This is a genomic window from Bradyrhizobium sp. U531 (genome assembly GCF_051710265.1).
GTDB lineage: Bacteria > Pseudomonadota > Alphaproteobacteria > Rhizobiales > Xanthobacteraceae > Bradyrhizobium.
This window is the reverse complement of sequence record NZ_JASVEN010000001.1, coordinates 348,728-365,625: the sequence shown is the minus strand read 5'-3', so window position 1 is coordinate 365,625 and position 16,898 is coordinate 348,728. Positions and strand designations below refer to the sequence as shown.

Below are 16,898 nucleotides of genomic sequence, written 5' to 3'. Positions count from 1 at the left end.
GTCACACATCTCAAGGAAAAATCCAGATGGCAGCCAAAGAAGTCAAATTCTCGGTTGAAGCGCGCGACAAGATGCTGCGCGGCGTCGACGTTCTCGCCAACGCGGTGAAGGTCACGCTCGGTCCGAAGGGCCGCAACGTCGTGCTCGACAAGTCGTTCGGCGCTCCCCGCATCACCAAGGACGGCGTCACCGTCGCCAAGGAGATCGAGCTCGAGGACAAGTTCGAGAACATGGGCGCCCAGATGGTGCGCGAAGTCGCCTCCAAGTCCGCTGACGCGGCCGGCGACGGCACCACCACCGCCACCGTGCTCGCCCAGGCGATCGTGAAGGAAGGCGCCAAGTCGGTCGCCGCCGGCATGAACCCGATGGACCTCAAGCGCGGTATCGACCTCGCGGTCGAGGCCGTGGTTGCGGACCTGCAGAAGAACTCCAAGAAGGTCACCTCGAACGACGAGATCGCCCAGGTCGGCACCATCTCGGCGAACGGCGACCAGGAGATCGGCAAGTTCCTCTCCGACGCCATGAAGAAGGTCGGCAACGAGGGTGTCATCACCGTCGAGGAAGCCAAGTCGCTCGAGACCGAGCTCGACGTCGTCGAGGGCATGCAGTTCGACCGCGGCTACATCTCGCCCTACTTCGTCACCAACGCCGACAAGATGCGCGTTGAGATGGACGACGCCTACATCCTCATCAACGAGAAGAAGCTCTCCTCGCTGAACGAGCTGCTCCCGCTGCTCGAGGCCGTGGTGCAGACCGGCAAGCCGCTGGTCATCGTCGCGGAAGACGTCGAAGGTGAAGCGCTCGCGACCCTGGTCGTGAACCGCCTCCGCGGTGGCCTCAAGGTCGCGGCCGTCAAGGCTCCGGGCTTCGGCGACCGCCGCAAGGCCATGCTGCAGGACATCGCGATCCTGACCGGCGGCCAGGCGATCTCGGAAGATCTCGGCATCAAGCTCGAGAACGTCACGCTCAACATGCTCGGTCGCGCCAAGAAGGTGATGATCGACAAGGAGAACACCACGATCGTCAACGGCGCCGGCAAGAAGGCCGACATCGAGGCGCGCGTGGCCCAGATCAAGGCGCAGATCGAGGAGACCACCTCGGACTACGACCGTGAGAAGCTCCAGGAGCGTCTCGCCAAGCTCGCTGGCGGCGTCGCGGTGATCCGCGTCGGCGGCGCGACCGAGGTCGAGGTGAAGGAGCGCAAGGATCGCGTTGATGACGCGATGCATGCGACCCGCGCGGCTGTCGAGGAAGGCATCGTCCCGGGCGGCGGCGTCGCCCTGCTCCGTGCCTCCGAGCAGCTCAAGGGCCTGCGCACCAAGAACGACGACCAGAAGACCGGCGTCGAGATCGTTCGCAAGGCGCTGTCGGCTCCCGCTCGCCAGATCGCGATCAACGCCGGTGAAGACGGCTCGGTGATCGTCGGCAAGATCCTGGAGAATAAGACCTACGCTTACGGCTTCGACTCCCAGACCGGCGAATATGCCGACCTCGTCAAGAAGGGCATCATCGACCCGACCAAGGTGGTCCGTACCGCGATCCAGAACGCAGCCTCGGTTGCGGCCCTGCTGATCACCACGGAAGCCATGGTCGCCGAGCTGCCCAAGAAGGGCGGCGCCGGCCCGGCGATGCCCCCCGGCGGCGGCATGGGCGGCATGGACTTCTAAGTCCAACGACCTCTCAAGAACTACGAAACCCCGGCAGCGATGCCGGGGTTTTTGTTTGGGGGTATGCTCACGCGGAACTATGGCCCGTAGCCCGGATGGAGCGAAGTGCGATCCGGGACGTCTCTTGCGACGCAGGCAAAGTCCCGGATTACGCTTGCGCTCCATCCGGGCTACGGACTCTAGTCACTCTGGCCCCTACTTCACCTTCCCCAGCCGTTCCATATGCGGCTCGCCGTCCTCGTCGAGCGACCAGAAGATCCGCGTCACCTTGCCGATGAGATTGTCCATCGGCACGAAACCGAACGCCGACATCATGCGGCTGTCGGTGGAATTATCGCGGTTGTCGCCGAGCGCGAAGAGGTGGCCGGGCGGCACCGTGAAGACGTTGGTATTGTCGAGGAAGCCGTTGTCGATGCAGTCGTTGGTGACATAGGACGCGCCGTTCGGAAGCGTCTCGCGCCAACGATGGACCTTGACGCCGCCATCCCCGCCGCAGGCGTTGTCGGCGAGCTCGTCTTCGAGCCTCACATGCGTCACCGGACGGTCGTTGAGGACGAGCCGGCCCTCCCGCATCTGGATGTGGTCGCCGGGCAGCCCGATCACGCGCTTGACGTAGTCGGCCGAATTGTCCTTCGCCGTGCGGAACACGACGATGTCGCCGTATTCCGGATCGGAGGCGAGGATGCGGCCCGAGATCCAGGACGGCGCGAAGGGCACGGAATAGCGGCCGTAGCCGTAGGCATATTTCGCGGCGAGGACGTAGTCGCCGACCATCAGCGTCGGCGCCATCGAACTGGAGGGGATGCTGAACGGCTGGTACAGGACGAAGCGAAACAGGATCAGCGGCGACCACAGCACCGGGACCAAGAGGATCAAAAGAAGAATCGCCTTCCATTCCCGCGACTGCGCCCGCGAGGGCTGGATGGTTTGCGAAAGACTGGTCATGCTCTGCCCCGGTCAGATCCCGATACGAGATTACGCAACCTTGGCGCGCGCGCAAATCCCGGCTCCGTGATCTTGGTCGCATATCGCGCAGGCTGCGTTCAATGCGAAGGCCTCACCGTCGCCGGCGGTCAGGCCTGCGACAAATCCTTGAAGCAGTGCCGTACCCAGTCGATCGTCACCCGCGTCGCCGCGTCGCGCTTGAGATGGTTCTGCACGAGCAGCCAGACGTCGCGCCGCTTTGACAGCAGCGTGGCACGCAGGCCGCGATCGGCGAGCAACGCGGCACAGCTGTGCTCGGGCAGCACGCCGACGGCCTGATGCGACTGGATCATGGTCCTGATGATGCGGACATTGTCGGTGACGCAGCGCACGTTCGTCAGCCGCTTCGCGCGGAGGAATTGCGCCTCAGGGATGGTGTCGAGCTCGTCCGGATAGACGCAGGCGATCGGCTCGCCACCAGCGCGGTCGGCAGGCTCGAAATAATACAGCCTGACGTCGCCGAGCTTGGAGATGGTGAAGTCGCCCTTCTCCGGCTTGCGCAGGCGGATGGCAAGGTCCGCCTGCCAGCGCGAGAACTTGACGTTGCCGCTGGAGGTGAGGAATTGCAGGGTCAGGCCGGGGTGATCGCGCAGGAAGCTGCTCGCCCGCGGCGCCAGTAATTCTTCGGCAACCGCGTTGGTCGAGGCGATACGCAGGCGCCCCACGGGGCCCACCTCGCTCTCCTTGATGCGATCGATCGCGGCGGCGTGCGCGGCCATCGCGCCGACATGTTCGAGCACGGCCTCGCAATGTCGGGTCGGCCGCCGCATGCCATCCACGGCATCGAACAGCGGCACGCCGAGATCGCGCTGGATGCGCGCCAGGCGGCGGCCGACGGTGGTCTCGTCGATGCGAAGCCGCGCGCTGGCGCCGGCATAGGTGCCCTCGTCCCTCACCGCAGCGATGATGCGCAGATCGTCCCAGTTCATGGGCCGAACCTAGCAGGCCATTCCGCCTCCTGCGAATCTGCAGCCGTAAGCTGCAATAGTCCTGCACAATGGCAGGCAGCCGCTGCGCTAATGTCGTGTCATCCGACACCCCTGGAAGGCCCGACCCGCATGACCGCTCCCAAGACCCTGCTCGAACTCGCCGGCACCGATCTCAATCCGCCGAAGCTCAACGAGGCCTGCCTCGTGCTGATCGACATCCAGAACGAATATTGCGCCGGCCCGCTGGCGCTGCCCGATGCGCAGCCCGCGATCGAAGCGGCGGCGCGCCTGCTGGCGCGGGCACGGGAGAGCGGTGCTGCGATCTTCCACATCGCGCACAAGGGTCGCGCCGGCAGCCTGTTCGACCGCGAAGCCGCGCGCGGCGCGATCGTCGAGCGCCTGGCACCGCTCGCAGGCGAAGCCGTGATCGAAAAGGCGCTGCCGAACGCGTTCGCCGGCACCGACCTGCAAGCCCGGCTGGCCGCCACCGGCCGCAAGAACATCGTGCTGGCCGGCTTCATGACGCACATGTGCGTGTCCTCGACCGCCCGCGCCGCGCTCGATCTCGGCCTGCGCACGTCGATCGCAGCCGATGCCTGCGCCACCCGCGACCTGCCGGACGGACGCGGCGGCACGCTGGACGCCCGCACCATTCATGAGGTCGCGCTGGTCGAGCTCTCGGACCGCTTCGCGATCATCGCGCAGAGCGATGTGTTGACCTGACGGAGCCAGTCATGCTGCAACTCTATTTCTTCCCGATGGCCTGCTCGCTCTCCAGCCGCATCGCGCTGATGGAGGCCGGGATCGAGGCGAAGTACCACCTCGCCCGTATCTGGACCAAGACGATCGTGGATGACGGCAGCGATTTCCGCGACCTGTCGCCGAAGGGCGCGGTGCCGGTTCTGGTGCTGGAGAATGGCGAACGGCTGACCGAGAGCGCGGCTGTGCTACAGTACATCGCAGACGTGAAGCCGAAAGCCGGCCTTGCGCCCGACAACGGTGATCCCGATCGCTATCGGCTGCAGGAATGGCTGAGCTTCATCGGCGCCGAGATCCACAAGGCCTTCCTGTTTCCAACCTTCTGGTACAAGGACGACGGCTCGCTCGCCAAGCCGCGCGCAAGGATCACGCAGACCTTGTCGGTGCCGTCGGCGCATCTGGCGGAGCGCGAATTCCTGGTCGGCGACCGCTTTACCGTCGCGGACGCTCACCTGACCTGGGCGCTGCTGCTGCTCCGTCCCGCAGGCGTCGACATCGCGCAATGGCCGTCCCTGTCGTCCTATCTCGAGCGCATGCAGGCGCGCCCTGCCGTGCGGGAGGCGATCGCGACCGAGCTGGCGCTGCGTAAGGCGGTGGCGACGAGCCCGGCGTGACAGGATGCCACGGCGGGCGGACCTTCCGGTTCCATCGCGAAGGCATTGCCGGCGGCGCGGCATGCGCTAAGCTGGGAGATATTTTTTCGATATTTCCCGGACGGCTCTCATGCGCGCTTTTTCACGCCTTCCCCTGCCCGGATTCTCCCTCGTTCTCCTCGCCTGCTGGCTCGGCCTCGGTCCAGCCTCTGCCGAGACGCGGGTCGCGCTCGTCATCGGCAATGGCGCCTATGCCACGACGGCGCAGCTTCCGAACCCCTCGCATGATGCCGAGGACGTCGCGGCCTCGTTGAAGCGCAGCGGCTTCGAGGTGATCCAGGGTATCGACCTGCGGCAGGCCGACATGCAGGACCTCACCATCCGCTTCGCACGCGCCGCAAGCCGCGCCGACGTCGCCATGTTCTACTACAGCGGCCATGCCATGCAGTTCAACGGCGTCAACTATCTGATGCCCGTGGACGCCGTGCTCGCGGACGAAGCCGATCTCAAGCGCTTCGTGCGCGTCGACGACATCGTCAACGATCTGCAGCAGGCCAAGAATCTGCGCATCCTCGTGCTCGATTCCTGCCGCGACAATCCGCTGGCCGAAACCCTCAAGCGCTCCGCCGGCGCGACGCGTGCCGCCTCGATCGGACGGGGCATGTCGAAGGTCGAGGCGCCGCGCGGCACGATCGTATCGTTCTCGACGCAATCGGGACAGGTTGCCGCCGACGGCGTCGGCCGCAACAGTCCCTACACCACGGCGTTCCTGAAGCACATCGAGGAGCCGCACGAGATCGGCGACGTCTTCCGCGACATCAGCAGCGACGTCTACGACGCGAGCGGCAAGGCCCAGCTGCCGGAGCTGTCGCTATCGATCATCGGAAAATTCTATCTGAACGGACCGGTGTCGGTCACGATCGCGCCCGCCGCGCCGCAAGCCGCGCCGAAGGCCGATCCTTGCTCGGCTGCGGAGGCTCATTGGAAGGCCGCGGACGGGATCGGCACGCTGGCGGCCTTCGAGGACCATCTCGCGCGCTTCCCGAATTGCATCTTCGCCACCCTCGCCAAGGCGCGCGTCGAGGGATTGAAGCAGAAGGTGGCGGTGGCCCCGAGCGGCAATGCCCGAACCACCGGCAGCAAGGATTTCGACGGGAATTGGGACGTGACGCTGAACTGCCCGCCGACGGGCAAAGCGCAGGGCTTCACAAGGCCGCTGGTCGCCACGGTGGCCAATGGCGTGTTCCACGCCGAAGCCCAGGGCAAGGACGGCGTCAACCGGCTGGAGATCGACGGCCAGATCCCGGCCGGCGGCAAGACGACCTTGAGCGCGCGCGGCACGACCGGAGCCAGTACCTACACCCTCAACAACCTCGCGCCCGGCTCCCCCTACGCTTTCACGGTCGATGCGCAGTTCGAGCCGACCCGCGGTACCGGCAAGCGCAACGAGGCGCGCGCCTGCAATGTTGTTTTCGTCAAGCGCTAAAGCGCGATGAGATTGGGATGAATCGTCATCGCGCTTTAGGTTGTTGTTTGAGCATGATCTTTTCGGAAAACCGCTTCGCACTTTTCCGGATCATGCTCTGGGCCACGCGGTGACCGCGCAGCCTGGCGCCCAACGCGCGTTTACACACCCGTCTGGGTGATGAACTTCATGTTGAAATAGGCTTCCATGGCCTCGGTGCCGCCTTCCGAGCCATAGCCGGAATCCTTGATGCCGCCGAACGGCACTTCGGGCAGAGCCAGACCAAAGCTGTTGATCGACATCATGCCGGCCTCGACCGCCGAGCCGATCGCGGTTGCGGTCTTGGTCGAGCTGGTGAAGGCGTAGGAGGCAAGACCGAACGGCAGCCGGTTCGCTTCCTCGACCACTTCGTCGAACGACGAGAAGCGCGAGATCAGCGCCAGCGGGCCGAACGGCTCCTCGTTCATGGCGCGCGCGTCCTTCGGCACGTCGCTGACCACTGTCGGCTCGAAGAAGTAGCCCTTGTTGCCGACGCGCTTGCCGCCGGTCTCGAGCTTGGCCCCCTTGCCGACGGCGTCCTGCACCATGCCCTCGATCGCCGTGACGCGGCGCGGATTGGCGAGCGAGCCCATCTTGGAATCAGGGTCGAGGCCGTTGCCGACCTTGAACGCCTTGGCGCCGTCGACGAACTTCTCGACGAACTCCTTGAACACGTCGTCCTGCACCAGCATGCGGGTCGGCGAGATGCAGACCTGACCGGCGTTGCGATACTTCGCCGCCGCCAGGATCTTCGCCGCCGAAGCGACGTCCGCGTCCTTGAACACGATCGCCGGCGCATGGCCGCCGAGCTCCATGGTGGCGCGCTTCATGTGCAGGCCGGCGAGCGCGTTGAGCTGCTTGCCGACATTGGTCGAGCCGGTGAAGGAGATCTTACGGATCACCGGATGCGGAATGAGGTATTCGGAGATTTCAGAGGGTACACCGTAGACCAGGTTGATGACGCCATCGGGCACGCCGGCATCGGCGAAGGCGCGGATCAGCTGCGCGGGCGAGGCCGGCGTTTCTTCCGGGGCCTTGACGATGATCGAGCAGCCGGCGCCGAGCGCAGCCGACAGCTTGCGAACGACCTGATTGATCGGGAAATTCCAGGGCGTGAAGGCGGCAACCGGGCCGACGGGGTCCTTCATCGCGAGCTGGTAGATGCCGGGTCCACGCGCGGGGATCACCCGGCCATAGGCGCGCTTGGCTTCCTCGGCGAACCACTCGATCACGTCGGCGGCAGCCATGGCCTCCATCTTGGCTTCGGCCAGCGTCTTGCCCTGCTCCATGGTCAGGAGCGGCGCGATCTCGTCGTTGCGCTCGCGCATGATCGCGGCCGCCTTGCGCATGATGCGGCAGCGCTCGAACGGCGCGACGTTGCGCCAGACCTTGAAGCCCGCGGCAGCGGCGGCCAGCGCCTCGTCGAGATCGGCCTTCTCGGCATGGGCAACGGTGCCGATCACCTCTTCGGTCGCGGGATTGACGACCTCGATGACCTTGCCCGACTGGGCCGGACGCCATTTACCGCCGATGAAAAGCTGGGTGTTCGTGTAAGCCAACGGTCTCTCCCTGTTGTTGCTTATCGTTGTGATATGGGTGGACGATGGGACCCCATCTGCCGGCAGCTTTAGCACAGCAGGGCGCGCCACCTCACGCGTCAAATTTGCGCGCAATGCTGCCCTGACAAAGCACCTCCGCAGCCCGTGTCATCTCCGGCCCGAGATAGGCGCGAAAGCGGGGCTCAGTGACGAGGCCGCGAAAATCGGCGATCTGCGTCACCCCGCCGCCAGCCACGAACAGGAATTGCTCAGCAATCTCGGCGAGGATGTCCAGATGCCAGCTCGCCGTCGGATGCATGCAGAGGATGACCAGCCTCCCCTCGTCGCGCAGCTTGCGGAAGAAATCGAGCATGAAGCCGATATAGCCGTCCTGCAGGTTGAACTGCGGCTCATCGAACAGATGCACCAACGGCGTCCGGGTCGGCGACGGCGCCAGCAGGGCAGATGGAACACGCTTGCGGAAGCGCCGGACCTGATAGGACTGGTGATAGTGGATCGCGAGCCGGTCGCGCTCGCGATATTTGACGCCATGGATGTCGGTGCCGGCGACCAGGACGCGGCCGGAGGTCGGCGCATTGGAGCCGGTCATCATCTCGAACAGGGTGGTCTTGCCGGCACCGTTCGGGCCGACGACGCCGACGATGCCGGGCTGGTCCAGCGTCAGGCTCGCCTGGAGCGTGAAGGTGGGACGGCGGACCATACGGCCCCGCGTATAGACCTTGCGGACGTCGTCGAGAACGAGCAGCGGCGCAGCCATCACTGTACTCCCAGCAAGCGTTGACGCAGGTCGCGATCTTCGCGCAAGGCGGCCGCCTCCCCGGTCCAGACGATCCGACCGCGATCGATCACCGCGGCGTGGTCCGCGACCGAGAGGGCGATCTCGGCATTCTGCTCCACGACCAGCGAGGCGATTCCCTCCTGCTTCATCCGCATGATGGTGGCGAGCACGTCACCGACGATCTTGGGCGCGAGCCCCTGGCTCGGCTCGTCGAACAGCACGAGGCCGGGCGAGCCGACCAGCGCGCGGGCGATGGCGACCATCTGCATCTCGCCGCCCGACAGGTTTTCGCAGTCGCGCTCCATGAGATATTCGAGCGGCGAAAAGATCGCCGCGGCCTCCTTGACGGACCAGTTGCGAAAACGCGTGCGCTTCTGCGCGATCGACAGGTTGCGCGCCACCGACAAGGTCGGGCACAGACGCCGGTCGTCCGGTACCCAGCCGATGCCGGCACGCGCGATCTCGTGGGTCGGATTGCGCGTCACGTCGTTGCCGTCGAAGCGCACGCTACCGCGGCGCGGCCGCGTCAGCCCGAGGATCGAACGCAGCATGGTGGTCTTGCCGGCGCCGTTCGGCCCGAGCAGTGCAAATACTTTTGCGTGCTCGATCGCGAGCGAGGCGCCGAACAGCGCCTGGGTTTCGCCATAGAAGGTATCGACGCCGTCCACTTCGAGGATCATGCGAACTTCCCGAGGTTGGAGCGACGGACCCATTCGTTCTGCTGGAGTTCGTGCGGCGTGCCGCGCGCGACCACCTGGCCCCAATGGATCACCGAGATCCGGTCCGCCAGGGAAAACAGGAACTCCATGTCGTGCTCGATGGCGACGATGGTCAGCCTGCCCTTCAGGCGCGCGACCAGCGTGGCGAGGCGCTGCACGCCATCGGAGCCGAGGCCGGAGGTCGGCTCGTCCAGGCACAGCACGCGCGGTGCCTGCGCCAGAGCGACCGCGATCTCCAGCGCGCGGCGGTCGCCATAGGACAGGTCCTTGGCACGGACATCGCCCTTGTCGGCAAGCCCGACCGCGGCGAGCGTTTCGGATGCCTTCGCCGAAAACCGGCTATCGCCCGAGGCCGCGCGTGCGATATCGAGGCCGCGCGCACGAAACTCAGGCAGGCCCATCATCACGTTGTCGCGGGCGGAGAACTCGTCGAACAGCGTCATGATCTGGAACGAACGGGCGATGCCCTTGGCGGCGATCCGGTGCGGGCTCAGGCCCGTGACATCCTCGCCGCCGAGCAGGACCCGGCCGCGGCTCGGCTTCACCCGACCGGTGAGGACATTGAAGAAGGTGGTCTTGCCCGCACCGTTCGGACCCATCACGCCGTGGAACTCGCCCTCGGCCACCGCGAGATCGACGCTCTCCAGCACGACGCGGTCGCCGAAGCGGACATGGACATTCGCGGCCTCCAGCATGCTCATCGCCCGCCTCCGACCAGGAGCCGCATTGCGGACGTGCCGCGCCGCCGCAACGCGTTGAGCGAATGCTGCTGCACCGCTGCCGAGAGTGCGCCGGCAATGCCCTCCGGGCGGAACAGCACGATCGCGATGAACAGCAAACCGAAATAGAGCATCCAGGCGTTGGTGAGCGCGCCGATGACGTCGCGCGCGGTGAGGAAGAGAAACACCCCGACCACCGGCCCCCAAAAGCTGACCAGCCCGCCGCCGACCAGCGTCATCATCACGACGTAGCCGGATTGATGCAGGCTCATCACATCGGGGAACGCGGCAAGCTGCGCCATCGCGAACAACCCGCCGGCAAAGCCGGACACGGCGGCCGACAGCGCGAACACCGACGCCTTGTAGAGCCACACATTGTAGCCGAGATGGGAGGCGCGAATCTCGCTCTGCCTGATTGCCGCGACCACACGGCCATAGGGCGAGTGTACCAGCCGCCACAATGCCGCAGTACCCACCGCGAAGACCGCGAGCACGAAATAGTAGAACGCGGTGTTGTCGGTGAGGTCGAACGAGACCAAGCCGAAATCGGCGGGCAACCGCCTGATCTTGAGAAGTCCGTCCTCGCCGCCGGTGATCCGGTGCGACTTGATCGCCAGCGTCCAGAAGATCTGCCCGAAGGCGATCGTCATGAACGCGTAGTAGATGCCGCGCCGGTGCGAGATGAACAGGGCGACCAGCGCGCCGGCGAGCCCCGCAGCCAGCACCGCCGCCACGAGGCAGACCCAGAGATTGGCGACGATGTCGAACTGGCACAGTCCGAACGCATAGGCGCCGATGCCGAAATAGGCGCCATGCCCGAATGACGGAAGTCCGGCCGTGCCCAGCACCAGGTTGAACGCCAGCGCATAGAGCGACCAGATCAGAATCTCGATCCCGAGATAAGGATAGAGTCCGACCTTGGTGATCCAGAGCGGCACCGTTGCGAGCACGAGCCAGAGCACCAGCATGGTCGGCGTGACCAGGCGCCCGGCGTCGGACGACGAATTTGATCCCACAATCATTTCCCTAGGCCTCGAGCACGCTCTTCTTGCCCCACAGGCCACGCGCGCGGAACGTCACGACGGCGACGAGCAGGATGTACATCGACAACAGCGACCATTCGGACGCGTAAGCGCCGGCAAGACCGACGCAGAGCCCGACCAGAAGCCCCGCCACGACCGCGCCCCAGAAACTTCCGACGCCGCCGAGCACGATCACCAGGAATGCAGGAATGACGGCATCGACGCCCATATGCGGGCGAATGCCCCAGATCGGCGCAACGATCATTCCGGCGATCGCGGCCAGCATCGTTCCGAACACGAAGACCAGCAGCCGCAATCGCGACAGGTTGATGCCGAGCGCACGGACGATCTCGCTGTCATGCGCGCCGGCCTTTACGGTCGCGCCAAACGAGGTCTTCTCGATCAACAGCCAGACCAGGCCGATGATCCCCGCCGCAATGCCCGCCGCATAGAAGCGGTAGGTCGACCAAATCAGGTCACCGAACAGGAAACCGCCGTTGATGGCGGACGGCACCTGCAGCACGTAGTCGCGCGTGCCCCAGACCAGGCGGATCAGCTCCTCGATCACCATCGCCGCGCCGAAGGTCAGCAGCAGTCCATACAGCGGGTCCTTGCCATAGGTGCGCCGCATGCAGAGCTCGATCAGCATGCCGACGAGACTGACGATCACGGGCGCGATGACGAGCGTCGCGGCGTAGCGCCAGCCCAGCGGCAACGCGAGCCAGGCTTTTGCCAGATCAGCCGGCAATGGCGGGCGTGGTCCCGTGAATTGCATGGCGACATAGGCCCCGAGCGCGAACAGGGAACCATGCGCCAGGTTGATCTGCTCCATCAGCCCGACAATGAGCATGAAGCCGAGCGCAATCAGTGCGAACAACAGGCCGAGTGTCAGCCCGTTCAGGAGATGCGGAAGAAGGTCGAACAAGGTGTTGGCTCTCGCAACTGGCATGCCTCGCCCGGAACAATGACGGCCCGGGCACGCGGCGCGCGATTGCGCGCCGCTCGTTCTGCGATGGGATGGACCGCCGCTAGGAGTCGACGGTCGGCACCTGCTCGTAAGGCGTCAGCTTGCACTTGCCGGGCGCGGCGTCATCGGCGGCCGATTTCGGCTCGGTCCAGCTGATGATCTCGAACAGATCGGTATTGTCCGCCGGCTTGGCGTTGCGCCGCGCCAGATAGATCGTCTGCTGCATCTGATGCGTCATCGGATCCATGTAGGCATCGAAATGCTGCATGCGATCGGTCGCCGAGACCTTGAGGTTCTCGAGCTCCCTAATGATCTTGACGTTGTTGGTCGACCCTGCCCGCTCGATCGCACGAAGCAATTCGCGCGTCGACATGTAGCCGTTATAGGACACGTTGCCGGGCACCGGGATCGGGCCGTCCTTGTTGGCGGCCTGCCATTTTTTGACGAAGTCGGCGACCCCCGGCAATTGCAGCTTGTGATACCAGGTCGTGCCGAACACGCCGAACAGGCTGTCGGGCGCGCCCCACACGTCGGGCCAGTCCTGCTGGTTGTTGATCCAGGCCGGCTTGCCGTCGAGCTTGAGCTGGGCGACCTGCTCGCGCAAGGCCTTGATGTCGTCGCCGCCGATGGCGGTTGCGACCACGTCGGGTTTAGCCTGCTGGATCTTCAGGAGATAGGCGGTGAAGTCGCGGGTGTTCTGCGGCACCAGGAGATTGTCGATGATCTTGCCGCCGGCCGCCTCGGCCTGCGTCTTGGTCGCGGCCGAGGTGGTGTGCCCCCAGACATAGTCATTGGTCAGCAGCATCCAGTTCTTGCCAATGGAATCAACCGCGTTCTTGACCGACGCCTTGGAGAAATTGGTGCCGTTGCCGTCCCACACGAATTTCACGCGTGAGCAATTCTCCCCGGCTTCGCTCGGCGCGGAGGAATTGGTGTTCATGTAGATAACGCCGTATTTGCTGGCGACCTGCGTGATGGCGTTGGCGACGCCGGAATGCAGCGCGCCGATCAGAATGGTGCAGTCCTCGCGGGTGATGAAGCGCTCAGCGACGCGGCTGCCGGTGGCCGGTGTCGTCTCGGTGTCCGCGGTGATGAATGTCACCTGCCGCCCGAGCACGCCGCCTTTGGCGTTGACCTCGTCGATTGCCATCTTGATGCCGCGGAAATCATCCTGGCCGCTGTTGCCGTATTGGCCGCTGGCATCGCAGGTCAGGCCGAGCTTGATCGGCTTGGCACCTTGCGCCCACGCGTGATTCTCTTTCCACGGCCCAAAGAAGCTGCCGGTGCCGCCGATGACGCTCGCCATCAAGCTGCCCTTCAAAACGCTTCGCCGTGAGATCTGACGCCTCATCGTTTCCTCCCGTTTTCGAAGTCTTTTGCTTTTTTGTGCGATTAGAATATTCATTCCATTTGTGATGTAAAGTAGAATATTTGGTCCAAACGGTGAAATGCCGTTAAACAGGCGACCGATCCGGAGACCCGAGACGATGAACAAGGCACAGGGCGCCATGAGCTACGACGAGCTGCGCGGCGCGATTGCGCAGCGGCACCGCGCGCTGTCCGGGCGGCTGCAGCAAATCGCAGAGTTCGTGCTCGATCACCCGACTGAGGTCGCACTCGGCACGGTCGCGGAGGTGGCGCAGCGCTCGGGCGTGCCGCCGTCGGCGATCGTTCGCTTCGCCCACGCGCTCGGCTTCGGCGGCTTCACGGAAATGCAGCAGGTGTTCCGCTCACGCCTCGTGGCCGGCGTCGCGCCGAGCTACAAGGCGCGGCTCGCCCGCATGAAGAGCGAGGAGAAATCGGTGCTCGGCCGCCAGCCGGCCGCGGTGCTCTCGCGCTTCGTCTCGGAGGCGCAGTCGTCGCTGGTGACGTTGAGCCAGTCTGTGCATGCGCGCGAGCTCGACGCTGCGACCGCCATTCTCGCGAAGGCGCGCGACATCTATCTGCTCGGCCTCGGCGGCTCGTTTCCGGTGGCAACCCACCTCGCCTATGTCTTGCGCAAGCTCGGTCGCCGCGTCGTCCTGCTCGACGGCACCGGCGGCAGCATCCACGAGCAGTCGCATGCCGCGACCACGGAGGACGCGCTGGTCGCGATCAGCTTCCGCAATTACTATCCGGATACGGCGCGGCTGTTTCCCGAGCTCGTCGCACGCGGCGTACCCACGATCTCCATCACCGACAGCCTGCTCAGCCCGATCGTCGAAGGCGCGCGCGTGGTGTTCGAGATCCAGGACATGCCCGAGCCGGCACTGCGCACACTGGTGGCACCGATGTGCCTGGTGCAGGCCATGGCGATCGGCCTCGACCTCGCGGCAGACTGAGCTTTCACAACAGGAGAAGATCATGGCATCGCATGACGGAACGAAGATTCTTGCCGGCAAGGTCGCATTGGTGACCGGAGCAGGCCGCGGGCTCGGCCGCGCCTTCGCGGAAAAGCTCGCAGCCCTGGGCGCCGATGTCGCCATCCACGGCATGCGCGAGAACGGGCCGGCGGAATATGGCGAGGGCACCACACTGACCGCGGTTGCCGCAGAGATCGGCCAGCAGTTCGGCATCCGCAGCCAGCGCGTGCTCGGCGATCTCACCAGGGGCGAGGACATCGCGCGCGTAATTGCCGAGACGGAAGCCGCGCTCGGCCCGATCGACATCCTCGTACACAATGCCGGCGGCGACATCGCGGCGGCGGGCGGCAAGCCCGATCCGAACGACGCGGTCTTCATCAAGGAGGCGGATGTGCGCGCGGTGCTGGAGCGCAATCTGCTCTCGACCATCCTGACCTGCCAGGCGGTCGCAAAGGGCATGATGGAGCGGAAACGCGGCCGCATCGTCACGCTTGGTTCGGTCGCCGCCTTCAAGGGGCGCACCCAGGGCTCGATCTATGCGGTGTCGAAGGCCGGCGTGACGCACTACACGCGATGCCTCGCCGACCAGCTCCGGCCCTACGACATCGCCGTCAACTGCATCGCGCCGGGCGACACACGCACCGGCCGCTTCCTCGGCACGCGCGCGGTGGACGCGAACCGGATGGTCGAGACCGGCACGCTCGACCGCATCGCGACCGTCGACGAGGTCGCGCGCGTCGTCGAGTTCTTCGCAGGGCCCATGGGCGCCTTCGTCTCGGGCCAGGTGCTGCGGATCGACGGCGGCGGACAATGCTGGCCGGGCTGACGCGCAAAAGAAAAGGGCCGCTGCGAAGCGGCCCTTTTGCATCATCTCGATTGACTGAGCTTACTCGACCCGCGCCAGCACCGCGAGCTTGCGGATGCCCTTGTTGCGATAGGCGTCGAGGAACGCGTAGTAGTCCTTGAACGACACGCAGCCGTTGGAGTCGCCGTTCGGCCCGAGCATGAAGGTGTGGGCGAGCAGGCCGTCGCGGCCGTAGATCGCACTCTCGCCGCCGATCGGGGTCAGGCGCAGCGCCGGCACGCCGTGGAACAGCGCCTCGCGCGGCTTCAGCGTGTAAATGTGCGGCGGGGTCACGCCGCGCATGCGGGTGCGTTGCGAGCGCGGATCATCGAGGTTGGAGCCGAGGCCGGAATGCGCCTCGAGCTTGGTGCCATCGGGCAGATACACCGCTTTGGCCGTGATGTCGTAGACCGCGGTGTCGCGCTCATAGGGCGGCGCACCGCCGAACATCGGGTTCTGCTCCTTCGGCGCGATGGCCGAGGTGATGCTGGCATCGGCCGAGGCATAGGCCAAAAGCCCGCCGGACGGCTCACGCTTGCCCCAGAGCTTTTCCACCATCGACTGGCGCGGCCCGGTGATCGACATCACCGCAGCCTTGGCGCGGTCCGCGAACGACTTCTTCGCTTCGGGGGCCGGCACGATCTGCGCCGGATCGGCCGAAGCGAGCTGGATCTGGGCATCCGGAGCGCGCTTGGTCTTGTCCGCAGCCGTCTTGTCGGTGGACTTGTCTGCAGACTTGGTCAGGGCCGCCGGCTTCAGCGCCTCCGCGACCTTGGCGATCACACTCTGCTTCGGGGGATCTTTCAGCACCGCAACCTGGGTCGCAGGCGCCGCGCTCGCTGCATTCGACGCCACGCCCTGGGTCGCGGCCGCAGCAAAGCGCTCGTTGAACATCTCGCGCGAGATCGGGGCTGCGACCTGCAGCCGGTCGGGCAGCAGCGCGAAAGCTTCCTTGATGGCGTCGCCCGCTTCACGCAGCGCGACCTTGGGCGCCCGCTTCACCACCGGCTCGTCGTAGCCAATGCTGCCGACCGACGGATAGACGCTCGCGCCCAGGACGTTGCTGTAGATGGTCCAGCCGGCGCCCATCACGGCGCAGCCGATGGCCGCGGCGCCAAGCCAATTGGTCGTGGTCATTTTCAGGGAAGATTTCCGCGAATTTCTCTTGGACTTCCGTGCCGCGTTACTTTGCGCAGCGATACTCGTACTCATTCGCCTTGCGTCCAGGACGGTGTCACTCAGTCCCCCTTCAAAGTGCCGCTGGTCACGATCCGGGAACAGCATCTCGCAGAGGGTCGGAGCGTCATTAAGGCGACTTTTAGTTAAATGCGGATTAAGTTCGGGCGGATGTAGGGCAGCTCGTCCACGCTGTCTCATTCTGAGAAAAAAGCCCGCAGAACTACGGACTTACGCGCGTCTGTTAACTATAATTCTCGGCCGGATTGGCGTCGTCAGCGAGCCTCGCCGGCCCCCTTCTTAAGCGCATCCAACCAAGTCCTTTTCGTGGTCATC

At 65.2% G+C, this 16,898-nt stretch carries 16 protein-coding genes; 6 read left to right on the top strand and 10 right to left on the bottom strand.

Going from position 1 to position 16,898, the window contains the following annotated elements; all coding sequences use genetic code 11:
- Positions 1–26: 26 nt before the first annotated feature.
- The gene (groL, locus tag QRQ56_RS01760; RefSeq protein ID WP_188095365.1) at positions 27–1,667 is read left to right on the top strand and encodes a chaperonin GroEL; all 1,641 of its coding nucleotides are present in this window, start codon (positions 27–29) and stop codon (positions 1,665–1,667) included.
- Positions 1,668–1,862: 195 nt separating this feature from the next.
- Here groL and lepB read toward each other — a convergent pair whose 3' ends face one another.
- On the bottom strand, positions 1,863–2,612 hold the full coding sequence (gene lepB, locus QRQ56_RS01755) for a signal peptidase I (protein ID WP_438737192.1): 750 nt from the start codon (positions 2,610–2,612) through the stop codon (positions 1,863–1,865).
- Positions 2,613–2,740: 128 nt separating this feature from the next.
- Positions 2,741–3,580, bottom strand: a complete 840-nt coding sequence (locus tag QRQ56_RS01750; protein WP_438737190.1) for a LysR family transcriptional regulator — start codon at positions 3,578–3,580, stop codon at positions 2,741–2,743.
- Between the two features lie 129 nt (positions 3,581–3,709).
- Here QRQ56_RS01750 and QRQ56_RS01745 point away from each other — a divergent pair, with 129 nt between their 5' ends.
- The 3 genes from QRQ56_RS01745 to QRQ56_RS01735 all read left to right on the top strand — a co-directional run bounded on the left by QRQ56_RS01745 (position 3,710) and on the right by QRQ56_RS01735 (position 6,418).
- Positions 3,710–4,303: a cysteine hydrolase family protein gene (locus QRQ56_RS01745; RefSeq protein WP_438737188.1), complete on the top strand. Its 594-nt coding sequence runs from the start codon at positions 3,710–3,712 to the stop codon at positions 4,301–4,303.
- A gap of 11 nt (positions 4,304–4,314) precedes the next feature.
- Positions 4,315–4,953: a glutathione binding-like protein gene (locus tag QRQ56_RS01740; RefSeq protein WP_438737186.1), complete on the top strand. Its 639-nt coding sequence runs from the start codon at positions 4,315–4,317 to the stop codon at positions 4,951–4,953.
- A gap of 109 nt (positions 4,954–5,062) precedes the next feature.
- On the top strand, positions 5,063–6,418 hold the full coding sequence (locus tag QRQ56_RS01735) for a caspase family protein (RefSeq protein ID WP_438737184.1): 1,356 nt from the start codon (positions 5,063–5,065) through the stop codon (positions 6,416–6,418).
- Positions 6,419–6,558: 140 nt separating this feature from the next.
- Here the strand turns inward: QRQ56_RS01735 and QRQ56_RS01730 are convergent, their stop codons facing one another.
- The 7 genes from QRQ56_RS01730 to QRQ56_RS01700 form a co-directional block, all read right to left on the bottom strand.
- On the bottom strand, positions 6,559–7,995 hold the full coding sequence (locus tag QRQ56_RS01730; protein ID WP_438737182.1) for an NAD-dependent succinate-semialdehyde dehydrogenase: 1,437 nt from the start codon (positions 7,993–7,995) through the stop codon (positions 6,559–6,561).
- 91 nt (positions 7,996–8,086) lie between these two features.
- On the bottom strand, positions 8,087–8,752 hold the full coding sequence (locus QRQ56_RS01725) for an ATP-binding cassette domain-containing protein (protein WP_438737180.1): 666 nt from the start codon (positions 8,750–8,752) through the stop codon (positions 8,087–8,089).
- Entirely contained in the window at positions 8,752–9,453 is a 702-nt protein-coding gene (locus QRQ56_RS01720) for an ABC transporter ATP-binding protein (RefSeq protein WP_438737178.1), read from the bottom strand. Before QRQ56_RS01720 ends, QRQ56_RS01725 begins: the two co-directional genes overlap by 1 nt.
- A complete protein-coding gene (locus QRQ56_RS01715; protein ID WP_438737175.1) occupies positions 9,450–10,193 on the bottom strand; it encodes an ABC transporter ATP-binding protein in 744 nt (247 codons plus the stop codon). The genes QRQ56_RS01720 and QRQ56_RS01715 overlap by 4 nt, the downstream gene beginning before the upstream one ends.
- Positions 10,190–11,233 carry a branched-chain amino acid ABC transporter permease gene (locus QRQ56_RS01710; RefSeq protein ID WP_438737173.1) on the bottom strand — a complete coding sequence of 348 codons (1,044 nt, stop codon included), beginning with the start codon at positions 11,231–11,233 and terminating at the stop codon, positions 10,190–10,192. The genes QRQ56_RS01715 and QRQ56_RS01710 overlap by 4 nt, the downstream gene beginning before the upstream one ends.
- Positions 11,234–11,237: 4 nt before the next feature.
- Positions 11,238–12,182, bottom strand: coding sequence for a branched-chain amino acid ABC transporter permease (locus QRQ56_RS01705; RefSeq protein ID WP_438737171.1), 945 nt, complete (start codon positions 12,180–12,182; stop codon positions 11,238–11,240).
- A 79-nt stretch (positions 12,183–12,261) separates the two neighbouring features.
- The gene (locus QRQ56_RS01700) at positions 12,262–13,551 is read right to left on the bottom strand and encodes an ABC transporter substrate-binding protein (protein WP_438737169.1); all 1,290 of its coding nucleotides are present in this window, start codon (positions 13,549–13,551) and stop codon (positions 12,262–12,264) included.
- A gap of 136 nt (positions 13,552–13,687) precedes the next feature.
- Here QRQ56_RS01700 and QRQ56_RS01695 point away from each other — a divergent pair, with 136 nt between their 5' ends.
- The gene (locus QRQ56_RS01695) at positions 13,688–14,521 is read left to right on the top strand and encodes a MurR/RpiR family transcriptional regulator (protein ID WP_438737167.1); all 834 of its coding nucleotides are present in this window, start codon (positions 13,688–13,690) and stop codon (positions 14,519–14,521) included.
- A gap of 22 nt (positions 14,522–14,543) precedes the next feature.
- A complete protein-coding gene (locus tag QRQ56_RS01690; RefSeq protein WP_438737165.1) occupies positions 14,544–15,368 on the top strand; it encodes an SDR family NAD(P)-dependent oxidoreductase in 825 nt (274 codons plus the stop codon).
- 60 nt (positions 15,369–15,428) lie between these two features.
- On the opposite strand, the gene QRQ56_RS01685 is transcribed toward QRQ56_RS01690, so the two are convergent.
- Entirely contained in the window at positions 15,429–16,523 is a 1,095-nt protein-coding gene (locus QRQ56_RS01685; protein ID WP_438737163.1) for a DUF2778 domain-containing protein, read from the bottom strand.
- Between the last annotated feature and the right edge of the window lie 375 nt (positions 16,524–16,898).